Here is an 18,757-nt window from a genome sequence, read left to right as displayed (position 1 = left end):
CCCATGGCACAACTGGAAAACATCGAAGCAATTGAAAAACGCCTGTGGAAATCGGCTGATACCTTACGCGCTAACTCAGAGCTGGCCAGCAACGAATACTTTTTGCCGGTGATGGGGCTGATCTTTCTGCGCCACGCTTATAGCCGATTTCTCTCGGTAAAAGACGAGATTGTCGCCACCTTGCCCCGTCGCGGTGGTAAAACCCGCGAGCTTACCAAAGAAGACTTTTCTAAAAAGAGCGCCATCTATCTCAAGCCAGAAGCACAGTTTGACTACCTCATAGCCCTGACTGATGCTGATAATCGCGCCGAAGCCATTATCCATGCCATGGATTCCATCGAGGCCGATTACACCAACCTTCGCAACCAGCTGCCAAAGCAGGAATACAACAACATTCCCAACGACGTTTTGGGTATGCTGCTGCGCACGCTAAACCCAGAGGAGTTAAAAAAGGCGACGGGCGACATTTTTGGTCGTATTTACGAGTACTTTCTTACCCAATTTGCCGATCAGGGCGCGCACGATGGTGGTGAATTTTTTACGCCTGTGTCATTAGTTCAATTGTTGGTGAATGTGATTGAACCCGACCACGGCAAGATTTTTGACCCCGCTTGTGGTTCTGGCGGCATGTTCGTACAAAGCGCCCACTTTATGGAGCGTCACGCGCAAGACCCACATGAGCTGACTTTTTACGGCCACGAGAAAAACCGCGTTACCACACGCCTGGCAAAAATGAATTTGGCGGTGCATGGTCTTGAAGGTAATGTGGAAGGTGGCGAAGCCGCTATTACCTACTACAACGACCCTCACGAAGGCTTGTTTGGCACTGTTGATTATGTAATGGCCAACCCGCCCTTTAACGTGGATGAAGTCGACGCTGATAAAATCAAAGGCGATAAGCGCCGCCTGCCTTTTGGCTTGCCGGGCGTGAATAAAAACAAAAAAGTCAGCAACGCTAACTATCTGTGGATTCAGTATTTCTATAGTTACCTGAATGATACGGGCCGAGCAGGTTTTGTCATGTCATCCCAGGCTTCCAGCGCTGGGCGGGATGAAGCCAAGGTGCGCGAGCAGTTGGTTAAAACGGGCCATGTGGACATCATGGTCGATATTCGCGGTAACTTCTTTTACACCCGATCTGTGCCATGCCAGCTGTGGTTTCTGAATAAAAACAAGCCAGAACACCTGAAAGACAAGGTGTTAATGCTGGATGCCCGCAACGTCTACCGCAAAGTTACCCGCAAGATTTACGACTTCAGCCCCGAGCAGCAGCAAAATCTGACTGCTGTGGTCTGGCTCTACCGTGGCGAAGGCGAGCGTTTTGTTGAATTAGTTAAACACTATATCGACAAATCAATTTTCGAAGCTCGCGATTGCGAAAAATCTGAAGAGTTAGCCTGCGAGCCGATACCCGACTTTATCACTCAGTTGGAAAAACTTAGCCAAGCCTTTCAGCCCTTTATGAACATGCTGGAGCAAGACGGCGTTTGTGTTGAGCCCTATGTCGACTACCTCAATGCCAAAGGCTCGGTCGAAGGTGGTTGGTCGGCGTTTAAAATCCTGACCAACGATCTGCAAAAATGGTGGAATGAATACGAATATAACGATGCTGCCAGCCTGCTGGATTTCATTGATAAAGATGCCTGCCTGAAAGGGCTGGCCGAGCAAAGCCGCAACCTGATTAAAGAAATCGACCTGGCTTATAAGCTGGCAACTCGCGTGATTGAACTGGCCGAAGCCAATGACGCAAAAGACAGCGAGCTCTGGGATAACACGCTGTTAAATGGTCGAGGTCGCAGCAACCTGAAGAAAACCGCCGATGAAGCTCGCAAGCTGGCCGTGGAACAACTCAAGCAAGTGCGTTACTTCTACAAACAAGCCCATTGGTTATTAAGCCGCTTCCCGGAGGGCAAACTACGAGATGTCGAAGGCCTGGTCAAACTGGTGGATATCAAGGCAATCGAAGCCGCTGACTGGAGCCTAACGCCTGGCCGCTATGTGGGTGTGGCACCGGAAGAAGTGGATGAAGACTTCGATTTTGAAGAAACCCTGCGCGATATTCATATTGAACTGCAAGGCTTAAATGCCGAAGCGGTAGAGTTGGCCGGAAAAATTGCCCGTAACTTTGAGGAGTTGGGGGCATGAGTTGGTCGCAAGTATCAGTTGACTCGATAACCGTAGATAGCGCCTTTGGACCGCGCTTTAGTGGTGCCTGCTATACAGAAGAAGGCAACGTGGCAACACTGCGTACGACCGACTTATCCGTTGACGGTGTTATCTCTCTCGAAACGATGCCAGAGGCTAATGTCGAAGAGGAAAAGTTCAGTAACCACTATTTGCAAGTTGGTGATCTTGTCATCAGTCGATCCGGTCGGATAGGTACGACTGCTATTTTTAATGGCTATCACAAGCCAGTTCTTCCTGGGGCTTTTCTTATTAGGTTCCGGCTGGATACGAGTAAAGCTAGCCCACTATTTTACCGATACTTCTTCAATTCTGTAGAGGGGCAGCAACTTTTACATTCGGTAGCTCGTGGCGCAGCACAACAGAATATAAACATTACCAATGTGCGTAACTTATTTATTCCCCTTCCTCCACTGGAGACTCAGGAGTTAATTGCTGAAATACTTAGTTGCTACAGTGATCTCATCGAAAACAACCACCGCCGCATTCAATTGCTGGAAGAATCCGCTCGCTTGCTTTATCAGGAATGGTTTGTTTATCTGCGCTTTCCCGGTCATGAGCAAGTTAAGATTACCGATGGTGTGCCGGAGGGGTGGGAGCCGACTCTCGTACCAGATGTAATAGACGTTAATCCGAGAACCCCCGTCGAAAAAGGTAAAGAGATTTGGTACGTGCCCATGTCATCACTCTCCGAAACAGCGATGACAGCTAACACAGCTGATTTTGAGAGGCGAACCAAACACACCAACGTTAAATTCAAAAAGAATGATGTCTTGTTAGCCCGGATTACTCCATGTTTGGAGAACGGTAAAACAGGTTATGCCTATTTCCTTGCTGAAGATGAAGTGGCTTGTGGGTCTACAGAGTTCATTGTATTGAGAGGAAATCGAATACCTTCGGAATTTGTCTACTGTTTAGCTCGATCTTATCCGTTTCGAGAGAACGCAATTAAAAGCATGACGGGTTCATCTGGTCGCCAGAGGGTACAGAATTCTTGCTTTGACAAATATGCTGTTCCCTTGCCTCCAAAGAGCATTTTGGATGAATTTGTGCAGGTAGTTCAGAACAACTTCGATCAGATTCGAAATCTAATGGCGCAGAATGCCAAGCTCGCTCAAGCCCGCGATCTGCTGCTACCCAAACTTATGAGCGGCGAGCTAACCGTGTAAATCAAGGAGTGATGATGAATCTCGATACCGAAAAACAGGAAGCCCAACAACTACTACAAACCGCGCTAGCCAATCCCGCTGCCGAATTCCGTGATGGCCAGTGGGAAGCGATTGATGCCTTGGTGAATCATCGGCAGAAGCTACTAGTGGTACAGCGTACCGGTTGGGGTAAAAGCTCGGTCTATTTTATCAGCACCAAGATTTTTCGTGATCGTGGTATGGGGCCGACTATTATCGTCTCGCCCTTGTTGGCATTGATGCGTAACCAGATTGAATCGGCACAGCGTTTGGGCATTGTCGCTGAAACCATGAACTCCACCAATCAAAACGATTGGCAGGCAGTGACTCAACGGATTCTGAATAATCAAATCGATTGTTTGCTGATTTCCCCTGAGCGCTTGGCAAACGACAACTTTATTGAAACTGTCTTACAGCCCATTGCCGATCGTATCGCCCTGATGGTGATTGACGAAGCACACTGTATTTCGGATTGGGGTCATGACTTTCGCCCCGATTATCGCCGCATCGTAAACATTCTGCGCCAGTTGCCCGCCAACACGCCGGTGCTGGGTACTACAGCGACGGCCAATAACCGTGTCGTTGCGGATATACAATCACAGCTGGGCAATATCCAGATTCACAGTGGCCCTTTGATCCGGGAAAGCCTCGCATTGCAAACCATGGTATTGCCCGATCAGGCTTCCCGTTTAGCCTGGTTAGCACAGGTGATACCTTCCTTGTTGGGCACGGGGATTGTTTACACCTTAACGGTGCGAGACGCCGAACAGGTGGCTGAATGGTTGGTTGCTAATGGGATAGACGCCAAGGCCTATCACGGCAGCGCTGAAGCCGAAGGTTTTGAAAACAGCAACGCCTACCGCCAGTATCTTGAGGAATTGCTACTCAGCAATCAGTTAAAGGTATTGGTGGCCACCACGGCGTTGGGCATGGGTTACGACAAGCCGGATTTAAGCTTCGTGATTCACTATCAGGCACCTGGCTCTATCGTTGCCTATTACCAGCAAGTGGGTCGTGCTGGGCGTGGCATTGATCATGCGGTGGGTGTGTTGATGTCGGGTGTGGAAGATCAGGATATTCACGAGTTTTTCCGTAATTCGGCCTTTCCGTCAGAAGCTCAGGTCAATGAAATTTTGCAGGTATTGGAACAAGGCGATGGTTTGTCGATTCGCAGCATTGAAGAGCAAACCAACCTGCGTCATGGCCAGATCGAAAAAGTGCTGAAGCTGCTGAGAGTGGAAAACCCGGCACCTGTCATCAAAGACGGCAGCCGTTGGGTGAGAACGCCCGTGCGCTATCAAATGGATCATGCCCGAATTGCACACTTAACCGGGCAACGTGTACAGGAATGGCAGGAGGTTCAGGCGTATCTTGCAGCTACCGTTTGTAAGATGACGTACCTGCGAGCGAGCCTTGATGATTTTGATCCTGATCCGTGCGGAAAGTGCTCGGTCTGTTTGGGGCATCCCGTTATAAATGTAGATGTAGACCCTGCTTTGGCGCATCGTGCAGGTACTTTCCTAAAGCACGCGGAGATGGTAATCGCCCCAAAAGCACAAGTGGCAGCCAATGCATTTCTGGAATACGGATTTCGTGGAAATTTACCTCAACAACTTCGCGCACAGGAAGGCCGTGTATTATCCCGCTGGGGAGATGCCGGTTGGGGGCGGACGGTTGCCGATAATAAACATGCCGGGCGTTTCAGTGATGAGTTGGTTGAGACCATGGCGGAAATGATTCAGCAGCGTTGGCAGCCCGACCCTGCTCCTCAGTGGGTGTGCTGTGTGCCGTCGCGTAATCATCCTGAATTGGTGCCGGATTTTGCTCAGCGATTGGCGGTACGATTGGGTCTCCCGTTTGTGGATGCGGTCCGCAAAGTCAAAGATAACCAGCCGCAAAAAGGTCAGCAGAATCGCTTCCACCAGTGCCGTAACCTGGATGGTGCGTTTGCGATTGATCAGCCGTTACCTGACACGCCGGTTCTGTTGGTGGATGACATAGTGGACTCCGGTTGGACGCTGACGGTCATCGCAGCACTCTTACAGCAAGCAGGCAGCGGTGTTGTCTACCCCGTTGCGCTGGCTTCATCTTCGGTGAAAGGCTAATGAATGTATCCAGTTTACTGTCGCCCACAGCGCAGGCGACTTTGTTGTTGACCAGCTATTTTTCAAAAGCCAGCAGCGAAAGCGCAAAACCGCTGACCAATGCGGAATGGGGTCGCTTTGCCTTGTGGTTAAAGGAAAAATCCACCACACCAGCAGACTTGTTGGTGACCGACCCGAAAGCCTTGCTGCAAGGCTGGCAAGATGCGCGTATTAGCGCGGAGCGAATCGTTGAGTTGCTGAGTCGTGGTCATAGCCTCGCACTGGCCATGGAAAAATGGCAAAGAGCCGGCCTATGGGTAGTTACCCGCTCCGACCCAGAATATCCAAAGCGCTTGAAGATGCAGCTAAAAACAGATTCCCCGCCAGTGCTGTTTGGTTGTGGTAACAAAGCCTTGTTGAATGCCGGAGGCATGGCGGTTATTGGCTCGCGCAATGCCAGTGAGTCTGATTTAGCTTTTACCGACCAAGTGGGGGCGAAAGCAGCTGCAGAGGGTATTGCCATTGTCTCCGGTGGTGCTCGTGGTGTCGATGAAACGGCGATGCTGGGTGCTATTAAGCAAGGCGGTGTGGTGATTGGTGTGTTGGCCGATAGCCTGCTTAAAACTGCGACCAGCAGTAAATGGCGAAGAGGTTTAATGGATGGTCATGCTGTGTTGATATCGCCTTTCTATCCCGAGGCGGGGTTCAATGCCGGTAATGCCATGGCCCGCAACAAATACATCTATTGCTTGGCAGACAGCTCTCTGGTGATTCACTCTGGCAAAAAGGGCGGCACACTGAGCGGTGCAGAAGAAAATCTGAAAAAAGCATGGGTCCCGCTATGGGTTAAGCAGACAACCGACAAAGATGCGGCCAATGCCAATTTGGTCACCAAAGGTGGCCGTTGGCTGGAGGCGGATACTCAAGCCTTCTATATTGCGGACTTAATGTGCAATGAAGGTGGCTGTGCGAACCAGGTGAAGGAGCAAATGGGCGATCTCTTTGCCATGCCTGAACAGCCAAAACTGTTTGCCGAGATTGAGTCTAATCCTGAGTCAAGATCTGGGCCTGAAGAAGACCATATCGAGTCAAAGCGCGAGATAGTCGTTAGCGAAAGCCAGGCAAAGATCGAAGCTATTCCTGAGCACTCTGCCGAAAGTGAAGCTGTCCCATCAGGCCCTGTCGATTTCTATCAGCTGTTTATCGCCGAGCTTCAACACTTGGCTGAAAAGCCAGTTACCGTTGATGCGCTGATTGAAAGCACGCAGCTTCATAAGTCTCAGTTAACTGAATGGCTGAAACGTGCTGTTGATGATGGCGTAGTGAAGAAGCTCAATCGCCCTGTACGCTATCAAATTTGGAGCAAGAAATAGAGGGATTTACTCATGGCCATGACTGAAGAAGCCCTGGTTCAGGAAGTCACCGCAGACTACTTGCTGAATCAGTTGCAGTGGGATGAGTCTATTCTTGGCATGTATGAAAAGCTGGGCAAGGAAGGTGATTTAGGTCGGCTTTCCGAGCAAGAAGTTGTATTAACTCGTTATTTGGGTGAAAAGTTGGTTGAGCTAAATCCCGGCTTGCCGGATGTCGCCTACCAAGAGGCATTGCGCGTTGTCTGTGAGATGCCCGCATCCACCAATATAGTTGCTGTGAATAAGGAGAAGTATTCCCTTCATAAGAATGGCGTGGAAGTGAGTTTTCATAATGAAAAAGGTGAGCGGGTAAAGAAGCGACTACGGCTGTTTGATTTTGATAATTATGAAAAGAATCACTTTCTACTGGTCAGAGAGTTTTGGATTAAAGGCGATATTTATCGGCGCCGGGCAGACCTTGTAGGCTTTGTGAATGGCATTCCGCTGCTGTTTATGGAGGTGAAAAACGTTCACAAGGATATTCGTGCTGCTTATGAGCAAAACCTTGCGGACTACAAAGACACAGTTCCGCACCTGTTTTATCACAACACCTTTATAATCTTGGGCAATGGCATTGACGCCAAGATTGGCTCCATTTCCAGTAAATTTGAGCATTTCAATGATTGGAAGCGATTGAAAGAGAATGAGCCAGGCGTGGTGGATATGGAAACTTTGCTCAAGGGAACCTGTTCCAAAACCAACCTTATGGACATCTTTGAAAACTTCACCCTGTTTGACCAGAGCTCTGGCCGCTTGGTGAAAATCGTTGCCCGCAATCACCAATACCTCGGTGTTAGTCGTGCAATTGATGCCGTTGTTAATCGAGGTGAGCGTTTGGGTAAGTTGGGGGTTTTTTGGCACACTCAGGGGGCTGGCAAGTCTTATTCGATTGTATTTTTCGCCCAGATGGTGCATCGAAAGTTGGGTGGTAACTATACCTTTGTGGTGTTAACCGACCGGGAGGACCTGGATACACAGATCTATAAAACCTTTGCAGGTTGCGGCTTGGTCGATAACGATAAAGACCCGTGCCGAGCGGATAGCGGGAAAGACCTCAAGGCGCTGATCGGCCAGCAAAAAGCCTTTGTGTTCACACTCATTCAAAAATTTAACGAAAAAGTCGACCCTAAAAAGGCTTATTCCGAGCGCGACGACATTATCGTCATCACCGACGAAGCTCACCGCACGCAATATGGCACCTTGTCGTTAAATATGCGCAACGCCTTGCCCAATGCCAGCTTTATCGGCTTCACCGGAACGCCATTATTTAAAGATGATGAGATAACCAAGAAGGTTTTTGGTGATTACATCTCTACCTATGACTTTCAGCGGGCTGTCGAAGATAAGGCGACAGTGCCCTTGTACTACGATGCCCGTGGTGAAGAGTTGGTATTTACCGACGAAGATGGTAACGAGCATACGGTTGCGGACCCCAAAGGCATCAATGAGCGCATAGCGGAAAAGCTGGATGAGTTGGAAATCGAGGGTGTAGACGTTCAGCAAAGGTTGGAGCGAGAGCTGAAGCGTGATTATCACATTATCACTGCAACCAGCCGACTGGATCAGATAGCACGTGACTTTGTGGCTCATTATGCCAACGCTTGGGAAACCGGCAAGGCGATGTTTGTGTGCCTCGACAAGATTACTTGTGTACGGATGCACAAGTTGATCGATTTTTACTGGCAACAGGAAATTAAAACCAAAGAAAAAGCACTTGCGTCGGCTACGGATGAGCAGGACTTGGACTGGCGAGAGCGCCAATTGGCGTGGATGAATGAAACGCTGATGGCGGTTGTGGTCAGTGAAGAGCAAGGTGAAGTTGCCAAGTTCGAAAAATGGGGGCTGGATATAAAACCTCACCGGCAGTTGCTTAAAGCTGGATTTGAACTGGCTGATGGCTCTAGACTGGACATGGAAGAGGCCTTTAAATCAAGCGAGCACCCATTCAGAGTCGCAGTTGTGTGTGCCATGTGGTTAACCGGGTTTGATGTGCCAACACTTTCCACCCTTTATTTGGACAAGCCGTTGAAGGCGCATACCTTGATGCAAGCTATTGCCAGGGCAAATCGAGTAGCAGAAGGCAAGAACAATGGTTTGATTGTGGATTACTGTGGAATACTGAAAAACTTGCGTAAAGCCTTGGCGACCTTTGCTGGTGCAGGCGACGAGGGTCATGGCGGCGGTGAGGACGAAAATGAACCCGCCAAGCCTAATGAGGAGTTGCTGGAAAGTCTGAACGAGTCGATCAGTTTTGTTGCCGAGTTTTTGCGAAAGCATGATTTTGAACTAAACCGGATTATTACAGAAACAGGCTTTGCCAAAAATGCAGCGATTGCTCAGGCCAAGGAAATCATCAATCAAAATGACGAAACACGGAAACGTTTCGAGGTAATGGCCAGAGAGGTTTTCAACAAGTTTAAAGCCTGCATTAACGTGCCGGGCGTTAATGGCTATCGTGATATGCGCGATGCAATCAACGTACTCTATAAGGGTTTGCAGGCAGATAAAGAAAAAGCCGACATCTCCGACATCATGAAAGAGTTGTACGAGATTGTTGATAGTAGCATCGATACCACACATAAAGTCAAAGAACCAAAACCGGATGGCGATCGAATTTACGATATCAGCAAGATCGATTTTGAACGGCTCCGCCAGGAGTTTTCTAGATCGGAGCGAAAGAATACTACAGTGCAATCGCTTAAATCTGTGGTTGAGAAAAAGTTAGCCAGGCTCATGATGCAGAACCCGTTACGTACCGACTATCAAGAGCACTACGAAAAATTGGTTAAGGAATATAACCAGGAAAAGGATCGCGTTGTTATTGAGAAAACCTTTGAGGCGCTGTTAAAGCTCAATGAAGAGCTTTCCCATGAAGAGAAGCGCGCACTCAGGGAAGGCTTGGACGAGGAGTCTTTGGTATTGTTTGATCTCCTTAGCAAGCCGAATTTGCAGCCAAAAGAGATCGCCAAGATCAAACAAGTCGCCTCTACTTTGTTGGCAACGCTAAAGGCAGAGCGGCTGAAAGTTGCAAATTGGCAGCAAAAGGAATCGAGTCGCGATGCGGTTAAGCAACAGATATTTGATTTTCTCTACGATGAAAGAACGGGGTTACCGGTTGAGCAATATGAAGAAAATGAGATTTCAGATATTACTGAAAGGGTGTTTCTTCACATATATCGGGCGTACCCCGAACTGCCATCGCCCATCTATGGCTGAAGAATTACGCGGAGTTACGCATGGTTTGCGTAATTACGCATATGGCGCGTAATTGTGCGTAATTGGTTGAAAAGTAGACTGAGTTGACCTGTACGAGCACTGGGGCTCTCATCAAATACATTTACCCCGGCGAGGGGGGGGATTTAACCTTGCTGAATTGTATGGATGGGATATGTTCAGGTAAGAAATTAGTCAATCTTGGGATTTTTATAAAGTTCCCCTATAAAACGGCTTATAGATTTTTGATAAGAATGGCCGGAATTAGGTGGGTGTAGGCGGGTACTTTTATAATGTTTTCCTACAATCCACAGGTTATCAATTTGCGCAAAAGATTGCACAGCTCGACATTAGCTTGAAGCAAAGGCCGAAAGCCCCATATACAGGAACTCTCGGCCTTTTTTTGTATTAGTTGAGTCACGGCCGCGTTACGATTTAGCTCCTGTTTTAAGCTGCGGGTGGCGTCTTGTATGGGCTTCAAAAGCTTTTTGCATGCGCACCCAAGGCTCACCGCCAATCAGGTCGCACATTAGCGCAGGCAGCACACGGGCAAACCATACCAATCAGTGTTTTATATATACCAAGTAGTGGTTTATATTAACCGCTAATTGGTATGGTTGGCTTGATGGTAGGGGGAGCCTATGTTTGTGCTTAAAGGGCTGTTGCGGGCCGACTCCCAGGAAAATGCACTGGTGTTCTTAATGTTGCGTGGTGAGGGTTACGCTCGTGCCATAGCCGGTTTTTACGGTATGCCAGTTAATCCCATGCAAAAACAACTGGCGCGGCTGGAAGAAGATGGCGTTATTGTGAGTGAGCTAATTGGTCGCGTGCGCAACTATCGCTTAAATCCGCGCTACCCGTTTATCGAACCGCTTACCGCTTTGTTAAAAGCTGCCGTTGTCGCCTACCCTGCAGAGCTAAAAGCACGGCTGCTAGTGCAGCGTACCCGACCGCGGCAGGCCGGTAAGCCATTGGTAACAGCGCGCAAAAGAAATGAAACGGGTGAGTAATGGATTTTAGTAACACCCCTATGGTAGACCTGGCTGGTATTATTGCCAACCACCTGGCCGATCAGGGAATAGACGTAGTGCTGGTAGGTGGCCTGGCGGTAGAAATATACAGCCTCAACCTCTATTTCACGAAAGACATCGACATGGTAAACACCAACTATTATGCTTAAGCACCAGCCTTCTCAAGCCCGAAGCTTCTCAGGCCTTTATTGAGCGCGAAGTGAAGTTTGTTTGTGGAGATTACCTTAACTTAGCTCGAATATTAGTTAAAGAAACGCCGTTATCTTTAACTAGCGGCTCAATCTAGTTAAGGTGACTTTAATTAAACGCATTCAGTTAGTCGTCAAGGCAGCGGGTGCTGGCTCCACTGAGCCACTTGGCTTTGGTAGCAGGGGTGCCGAAGCTTGTATTAAGGAAACATCCGCAGACCACTAGGTCGGCACTCAGCCCTTCAAGCTGGGCCTGTCAACCGATTTACAATGCTCCGCCCGCCAGCGCGCCGGTGCCGCTCCAAACTGGCTGGTAAACCAGCGGGTGAAAGAGCTGGCCACAGAGTAACCCAGCATGTCGGCTATGGCTGCCAGCGAATAGTTGGGGTTCGCCATATAGCGCACCGCCAGGTTGCGTCGCACATCGTTAATTAGATCCGAAAATGTAATATCACTTTCTTCCAGGCGGCGCTGCAGGGTGCGCGCATTGACGCCCAGCGCCTGGGCGATCTGTTCGATAGAGGCTCTGCCCATGGGCAGCAGCAGATAGATCGCCTGCCGTACCTCTTGCGCAAATGATTGCCGGTTCGAGCCGGGGAGCGAGGCGACAAAGTCCTCGGCGTATTTGGCCATGGCGGGGTCGGCGTTTGGGTTGGGATAATCCAGGTCCGCAGCGGGGCAGACGATGCCATTAAATTCCGCGTCAAACTTGATGTTGCAGTGAAACATGCGCCGGTGCAGTTGCAAGTCTGGCGGTGCGTTGTGGGTAAAGTTGACACTGCTCGGGTGCCAGTGGGTGCCCAGCAGGGCGCGACAGAGACGAAACAGAACACCGATGGCGAATTCGGTTGCCTGGCGGGCGGGCTGGGTGGTGCCGGTGACCAGCTCTTCCCGGATCAGCACCAGCTTGCCCGCATCCTCGATATACATCACCAGCGCTTCGTTGAGCAGGTGGCGATAGTTCATGGTCATGCGTAGGGCGTCGCGCAATGTCTGCTGGTGCAGCAGTAACAGACTGACCGCGCCGAAATCCGACAGCTGGCGGGACTCCGCCATGCGCAGCCCAAAAACCGGGCAACCACTCGCGGCGGCTGAGTTTTCCAGCAGCGCTATCACCGATTCCGCGGGAATGCGGCCATCTTTTTGCCCCACCATCGCCATGCTCAAGCCCACCTGGTTTAACAGCGGTTGGGGGTTTAGTCCCAGGTGTTGCGCGAGTTCCACGTAGTTGTTCAACACGGCGGTGCGGATCTGGCTGGTCATTACTGAGCCCTTGTGGTCGATTATTATTGCTCTCTTTATCAATGTAATTATCGCGAATTGAAAAGTCGAATAACAAATTCATCGTACACAATGCTTCGCATATTGCGCAAGTTGCTTAGGGGCTGCCGGTGGATCACAGAATGGCCGAGGCCACACAACCTTCGCCACCGCGTTGAAGTGGCAGCTCCAGGCGCCTGTCGCGAAATGAAAAGTCCATGTCGCCTCAAGTGAAGCAGCGGGGGGCGAGATTTTCTACATTAGCTCTCAACAGGTGTACAAAGCCAATCAAAAAAATGACGGATACAGGAGATTTGGGTATGGCCAAGGCTGTTCGAATGTACGAAACCGGGGGTCCCGAGGTGCTGAGCTTCGAGGATATTGATGTCGCTGAGCCGGGCCCCGGTGAGGTGCGGTTGCGCCAGGTGGCGGTGGGGCTGAATTACGCGGATACCTATTTTCGCAACGGCACCTACCCCATGCCCCTGCCCGCGGGTATGGGAGTGGAAGCGGCGGGGCTGGTGATGGCGGTGGGCCCTGGGGTCACCAATGTCGCGGTCGGCGACCGGGTCACTTACACGGGTTTCCTCAACACCCTGGGTGCCTACGCGACCGAGCGTGTGATTGCCGCCAATGCACTGATCAAACTGCCTGAGACCATAGCCTTTGAGACGGCGGCGGCGATGACCATGCGCGGTTTGACTTCGGCCTACCTGCTGCGCCGCATTTATGATTTCAAGGCGGGGGACACCATTTTATTGCACGCGGCCGCCGGTGGCGTGGGGTTGATTGTGTCCCAGTGGGCCAAGCAGCTGGGGCTGAAGGTGATTGGCACCGTTTCATCCCCCGCCAAGGCCGAGCTGGCCCTGGCCCACGGCTGCGATCATGTCATCAATTACAGCCGTGAGGACGTGGCCAGTGACGTGCGGGATCTGACCGACGGCGTCGGAGTGGATGTGGTTTTCGACAGTGTCGGCAAGAACACGTTTATGGCGTCGCTGGACTCCCTCAAGCGTCGCGGGCTGATGGTGTGCGTCGGTACCGCATCCGGCACCATTCCGCCGTTCGACCCGCAATTGCTGGCGATGAAGGGCTCGCTGTACCTCACTCGGCCGGCGCTCGCCGACTACATCGCCGACCCCGCCGAGAAAGCGGCACTGGCCGCGGAGCTGTTCGAGCAGGTTGGCAGCGGTCGCATCAAGATCGAGATCAACCAGCACTACGCCCTGCAGGACGCGGTCCAGGCACACCGTGACCTGGAAGCGCGCAAAACCACCGGCTCATCCATTTTTGTTATCTGAGGCGTGCACCATGCGAACCGAACAACTCACTAGCAGCATCGGCGCCGAACTATTCGGAGTCAACCTGGCCGATGCGATCGAGGACGACGGCCTGTTTCAGGAGCTGCGCCAGCTGTTGGTAGAGCACAAGGTGCTGTTCCTGCGCGAGCAACACTTTTCCCGCGCCGAACACGTGGCGTTTGCGCAGCGCTTCGGCGCGCTGGAGGATCATCCGGTGGCGGGTTCAGACCCGGAGCATCCGGGCCTGGTGCGCATCTACAAGGAGCCGGGGCAGCCCCTGGATCGCTATGAAAACGCCTGGCACACCGATGCCACCTGGCGCGAGGCGCCGCCGTTTGGCTGTGTGTTGCGCTGTATCGAATGCCCGCCAGTGGGGGGCGATACCATGTGGGCCAATATGGCCAAGGCCTATGAACTGTTGCCGGAGCCTATCAAGCTGCAGATTGCAGACTTGCGCGCGCGGCACTCCATTGAGGCCAGCTTCGGCGCGGCGCTGCCCATGGCCAAGCGCCTGGCGCTGAAGGCGCAATTTCCGGACGCTGAACACCCGGTGGTGCGAACCCATCCGGACAGCGGTGAGAAAATTCTGTTCGTCAACGCGTTTACGACTCACTTTACCAACTACCACACGCCGCAGCGGGTGCGCTTTGGCCAGGATGCCAACCCCGGTGCCGCCGACCTGCTGCGCTATCTGCTCAGTCAGGCCTATATCCCGGAGTTCCAGGTCCGCTGGCGCTGGCAACCCAACAGCGTGGCCATCTGGGACAATCGCAGTACCCAACACTATGCGGTGATGGACTATCCGCCCTGCCATCGCAAGATGGAACGGGCCGGTATTGTCGGCGATAAACCTTTCTAATTACTCAGTCAAAAATACTTTCCGTCAATAAGGATCACGTTATGCAATTTTTAGACGATTCACTGCACCCGCAAAACCAGGACAAGGTTGTTATCACCGTGGCACCCTATGGGCCGGAATGGATGCCGGAGGATTTCCCCGAGGACATTCCTGTCACCATGGACGAGCATATCCAGAAAGCCGTCGACTGCTATGAAGCCGGCGCCACCGTCCTGCACTTGCACGTGCGCGAACTGGACGGCAAGGGTTCCAAGCGTTTGTCCATGTTCAATGAGCTGATTGCCGGGGTCAAGGAAGCGGTGCCGGACATGATCATCCAGGTGGGTGGCTCAATTTCCTTTGCCCCCGAAGACGATGGCCAGGAAGCGAAATGGTTATCCGATGATACCCGCCACATGTTGGCAGAGCTGACGCCCAAACCGGACCAGGTCACCGTGGCCATCAACACCATTCAAATGAATATCACCGAGTTGATGACCGAGGAGGATATGGGTGATACCAGCCTGTGCCAGCCAGCCTACTGGGAGGCCTATCGCGAAATGACAGTGCCCGCCGGCCCGGCCTGGGTGGAGGAGCACCTGAAACGATTGCAGGCGGCGAAAATCCAGCCCCACTTCCAGCTCACCGGTATGCCCTCGCTGGAAACCCTGGAACGCCTGGTGCGGCGCGGTGTTTACCGCGGCCCACTCAACCTCACCTGGGTGGGTATCGGCGGTGGCTTCGACGGCCCCAACCCGTACAACTTTATGGAGTTTATTCGCCGCGCGCCGGACGGTTCCTGCCTGACGCTGGAGTCCCTGATGAAAAACGTGCTGCCGATCAACACCGTTGCTATGGCTCTGGGCTTGCACCCTCGCTGCGGTATTGAAGATACGCTGATTGACCAGCACGGCAAGCGCATGACTTCGGTGGCCCAGATCCAGCAGTTGGTGCGCATCGCCCATGAATTGGGTCGGGAAGTGGCCACCGGCAAGGAAGCGCGGGAAATTTACAAGATCGGTACCTGGTACGAGGATGCGGACGCAACCCTGGCTGCCAATGGCATGGCGCCAAACAGAAAGGCGGGGCAGAAAAACGTGCCGCTGGCTTGCGCTTAAGCAGGACGCTGCATTACCGCTGGCGGCCGCAGTCAGGCCGCCGGATTATCTCCAACTCACCAGGCTAATACTCAGGAGCACCCATGGCTCATTACGCTGCCAGTGATTTCGACTCGCCAGAACCACGGGTTTCCCGCCAGTACGCCTGGGTTGTCTTTGCGCTTACGTTTGGCTTGTTGATATCCGACTATATGTCGCGCCAGGTATTGAACGCGGTGTTTCCCCTGCTAAAAATGGAGTGGCAGCTCAGCGATACCCAATTGGGCTCGCTGTCGGGTGTGGTGGCGCTGATGGTCGGCCTGCTTACCATCCCGCTGTCGCTGCTGGCAGATCGCTGGGGGCGGGTGAAGAGTTTGACCCTGATGGCGCTGCTCTGGAGTGTGGCAACCCTGATTTGCGGCCTCTCCAACAACTACTCCGAAATGCTCGGTGCGCGTTTTCTGGTGGGTATTGGCGAGGCGGCCTACGGCAGTGTTGGTATCGCGGTGGTGCTGTCGGTGTTTCCGGCGCACATGCGCGCCACCATTACCGGCGCCTTTATGGCCGGCGGCATGTTCGGTTCCGTGCTCGGCATGGGTATGGGGGGCGTCCTTGCTGACTACTTCGGCTGGCGCTGGGCCTTCAGTGGCATGGCGCTCTACGGCCTGGTACTGGCCTGCCTCTATCCGCTTATTGTGCGTGAATCCCGCATCGCGCCGGTGGTCGAGACTGCCCCCAGCAGCAAGCGTACACGCCCGGCACTGCGCAGTTTGTACAGCAGTCGCTCGGTCGTAGCGGCTTACATTGGCAGCGGTCTGCAACTGTTTGTCGGCGCCTCCATGATGGCGTGGATGCCCAGTTTTATGAATCGCTACTACGGCCTGGATACCAGCAAGGCCGGCTTTGCGGCAGCCGTTTTTGTACTGATCTGCGGTGCTGGCATGGTGATTTGCGGCATGTTGAGTGATCGCCTGTGTCGCCATAACCCCGAGCAAAAAATTACCCTGGCAGTCACTTACTGCCTGTTGAGCTGTGCCCTGCTGTTTGCGGGCTTTAGCCTCAGCGCAGGGGTAGCGCAGCTGCTGCTTATCGGTTTGGGTATGTTTCTGGTCACTGGGGTCACCGGTCCGGCCGGTGCCATGGTGGCCAATCTCACCCATGCGGCTATCCACGGCACCGCTTTCGCGACCTTAACCCTGGTCAACAATTTATTGGGCCTGGCACCCGGCCCATTCGTCACCGGCTTGCTCGCGGATCGGGTGGGCCTGGGTTCAGCGCTGGCCCTGGTGCCGCTGATCAGCATTGTGTCTGCCGCGGTGTTTCTCTATGCCCGGTCGCACTACCAGGTGGATGTTGCCCGGGTTCGCGCCGGGGGCACAGCGGCAATGTGCCAGGCGTAGCGCAAGGGCTATTAGGTAAACCTGTTTTCGAGTTCGTACTGCACCGCCGTGGCCAGCGAGCTGTTGCTGCCCGGCCAGTGCCCACGTTTTAGGAGTTCTACTATGCTTGTTGCCAGCTGGTCCAGCGTTCACACCAAATCCCGCGTGCTTTTACCCGGCATTATCGCCAGCGCGGTAGTCGCTGCGGCGGCGAGTTTTCTCTCCGAACACTATGACGTGCCGGTGATGTTGTTTGCGTTGCTGCTGGGAATGGCCATGAACTTCCTGGCACTGGAAGGCCCTTGCAAGGTCGGCATTGAATTCACGGCACGCACAGTCTTGCGTATCGGCGTCGCCCTGCTTGGTCTGCGCATCACCTTTGATCAAATTGCCGCTCTGGGCTGGCAACCGGTGCTGATGGTCGTTGCTACTGTTACGGTCACTATTATGGTGTCCATGTTGCTGGCCCGGGCACTGGGCTTCCAGTCCCTGTTTGGTCTGTTGACCGGCGGCGCAACGGCCATCTGCGGCGCCTCGGCGGCCATGGCCCTGTCTGCTGCACTGCCGGGGCACCCGGGCAAGGAAAAAGCGACATTGTTTGCGGTAGTGGGGGTTTCGGCCCTATCCACCATCGCGATGATCACCTACCCGATGGTTGTGCACTGGCTGGGGTTGGACCCCATCGACGCCGGTGTATTTTTGGGGGGCACCATTCACGATGTGGCCCAGGTGGTGGGTGCCGGTTACAGTATCTCGGTTGAGGCCGGCGATACCGCCACCATAGTGAAACTGATGCGCGTGGCCATGCTGCTGCCCGTTATTGTTTGTGCGGCGATGATAGCCCGGGCTCGCGGAACCGAAGAGGGTGGCGAACGCCCACCGCTGTTGCCCTGGTTTGCGTTGTTGTTCGTGGTAATGGCGGCGGTCAACAGCACCGGCTGGGTGCCCGTTGCTGTGCAATCGCTGGGCAATGATCTGTCCCGCTGGTGTCTGGTGATTGCAATTAGCGCGCTGGGCATGAAAACCCAGCTCAAGGAGCTGGCCAGTGTCGGCTTCAAGCCAATTTTGTTGATGGTTATCGAAACCGTTATTCTCGCCGCTATGGTGCTATTGGTTATTCGTTTCTTTTAGGGCGGTCGCGTGCGAGATCACCGCGGCTGCCGGCAATTCGTCTTGCACTTTGCCCTGCAAATTATAGCAATGCTCTTCACTAGTCAGCCTTCGCGCTGTAACTGATTACTGCCGACCGGTTACATTTTTTGGTCGGTCGGTGGCCATTCAAATCTGCCTGAATTTTTCTAAGCAGCCAATCCGCAGTAGTCAGGCTATCTTTTTTCTTCCCGTTCGGTTGCAGGGAGCGCGCAGGTTTTGGCGATGCCTCCCTGCTGCCATCGCATCCAAGTATTTCTGGCGTCCAGCCAGGGAGACTGCGCCCAAATATGGAGACTAAGTATTACGGGAGCCTCAATTGCAGAAGATGCACACACCGGGTCGGAGTCGCGAAATGAAAAGTGCGTGTCGCGTTATGTGAAGCCCGGAGGGGCCAGCTCTTTTAGAGTGGTTAGGCAGTCAAGTAAACCTGG

13 protein-coding genes are annotated in these 18,757 nt (G+C 52.8%); 12 read left to right on the top strand and 1 reads right to left on the bottom strand.

Annotated elements, in window-relative coordinates:
* Positions 1-3 precede the first annotated feature (3 nt).
* From G8764_RS07260 to G8764_RS07230, 7 genes are all read left to right on the top strand, one after another.
* Positions 4-2,145: a class I SAM-dependent DNA methyltransferase gene (locus G8764_RS07260; RefSeq protein ID WP_166163629.1), complete on the top strand. Its 2,142-nt coding sequence runs from the start codon at positions 4-6 to the stop codon at positions 2,143-2,145.
* Positions 2,142-3,353, top strand: a complete 1,212-nt coding sequence (locus G8764_RS07255; RefSeq protein ID WP_166163627.1) for a restriction endonuclease subunit S — start codon at positions 2,142-2,144, stop codon at positions 3,351-3,353. Before G8764_RS07260 ends, G8764_RS07255 begins: the two co-directional genes overlap by 4 nt.
* Before the next feature lie 14 nt (positions 3,354-3,367).
* The gene (locus G8764_RS07250; RefSeq protein ID WP_166163625.1) at positions 3,368-5,476 is read left to right on the top strand and encodes a RecQ family ATP-dependent DNA helicase; all 2,109 of its coding nucleotides are present in this window, start codon (positions 3,368-3,370) and stop codon (positions 5,474-5,476) included.
* Positions 5,476-6,828 (top strand): DNA-processing protein DprA, encoded by a 1,353-nt coding sequence (locus G8764_RS07245; RefSeq protein WP_166163623.1) that lies wholly within the window; start codon positions 5,476-5,478, stop codon positions 6,826-6,828. Before G8764_RS07250 ends, G8764_RS07245 begins: the two co-directional genes overlap by 1 nt.
* Positions 6,829-6,840: 12 nt before the next feature.
* Positions 6,841-10,083 carry a type I restriction endonuclease subunit R gene (locus G8764_RS07240; RefSeq protein ID WP_166163621.1) on the top strand — a complete coding sequence of 1,081 codons (3,243 nt, stop codon included), beginning with the start codon at positions 6,841-6,843 and terminating at the stop codon, positions 10,081-10,083.
* A 638-nt stretch (positions 10,084-10,721) separates the two neighbouring features.
* A complete protein-coding gene (locus tag G8764_RS07235; protein ID WP_166163619.1) occupies positions 10,722-11,090 on the top strand; it encodes a winged helix-turn-helix domain-containing protein in 369 nt (122 codons plus the stop codon).
* Complete coding sequence (locus G8764_RS07230) at positions 11,090-11,260, top strand: nucleotidyltransferase (protein WP_166163617.1); 171 nt, start codon at positions 11,090-11,092, stop codon at positions 11,258-11,260. Before G8764_RS07235 ends, G8764_RS07230 begins: the two co-directional genes overlap by 1 nt.
* A gap of 273 nt (positions 11,261-11,533) precedes the next feature.
* On the opposite strand, the gene G8764_RS07225 is transcribed toward G8764_RS07230, so the two are convergent.
* Positions 11,534-12,562 carry an AraC family transcriptional regulator gene (locus G8764_RS07225; protein WP_166163615.1) on the bottom strand — a complete coding sequence of 343 codons (1,029 nt, stop codon included), beginning with the start codon at positions 12,560-12,562 and terminating at the stop codon, positions 11,534-11,536.
* A 317-nt stretch (positions 12,563-12,879) separates the two neighbouring features.
* Between G8764_RS07225 and G8764_RS07220 the strand changes: the two genes are divergently transcribed.
* From G8764_RS07220 to G8764_RS07200, 5 genes are all read left to right on the top strand, one after another.
* Positions 12,880-13,860, top strand: coding sequence for a quinone oxidoreductase family protein (locus tag G8764_RS07220; protein ID WP_166163613.1), 981 nt, complete (start codon positions 12,880-12,882; stop codon positions 13,858-13,860).
* A gap of 10 nt (positions 13,861-13,870) precedes the next feature.
* Complete coding sequence (locus tag G8764_RS07215) at positions 13,871-14,719, top strand: TauD/TfdA dioxygenase family protein (RefSeq protein WP_166163611.1); 849 nt, start codon at positions 13,871-13,873, stop codon at positions 14,717-14,719.
* A gap of 41 nt (positions 14,720-14,760) precedes the next feature.
* A complete protein-coding gene (locus G8764_RS07210; protein WP_166163609.1) occupies positions 14,761-15,816 on the top strand; it encodes a beta-keto acid cleavage family enzyme in 1,056 nt (351 codons plus the stop codon).
* A gap of 83 nt (positions 15,817-15,899) precedes the next feature.
* On the top strand, positions 15,900-17,195 hold the full coding sequence (locus G8764_RS07205; protein ID WP_166163607.1) for an MFS transporter: 1,296 nt from the start codon (positions 15,900-15,902) through the stop codon (positions 17,193-17,195).
* 102 nt (positions 17,196-17,297) lie between these two features.
* Positions 17,298-18,305, top strand: a complete 1,008-nt coding sequence (locus G8764_RS07200; RefSeq protein WP_166163605.1) for a YeiH family protein — start codon at positions 17,298-17,300, stop codon at positions 18,303-18,305.
* The last annotated feature ends 452 nt before the right edge of the window (positions 18,306-18,757 follow it).

The sequence above is a fragment of the Pseudomaricurvus alcaniphilus genome (genome assembly GCF_011440395.1).
Classification (GTDB): Bacteria; Pseudomonadota; Gammaproteobacteria; order Pseudomonadales; family Cellvibrionaceae; genus Pseudomaricurvus; species Pseudomaricurvus alcaniphilus.
Note: the sequence above shows the minus strand (reverse complement) of the source record. Positions and strands in the feature narration are given on the sequence as shown.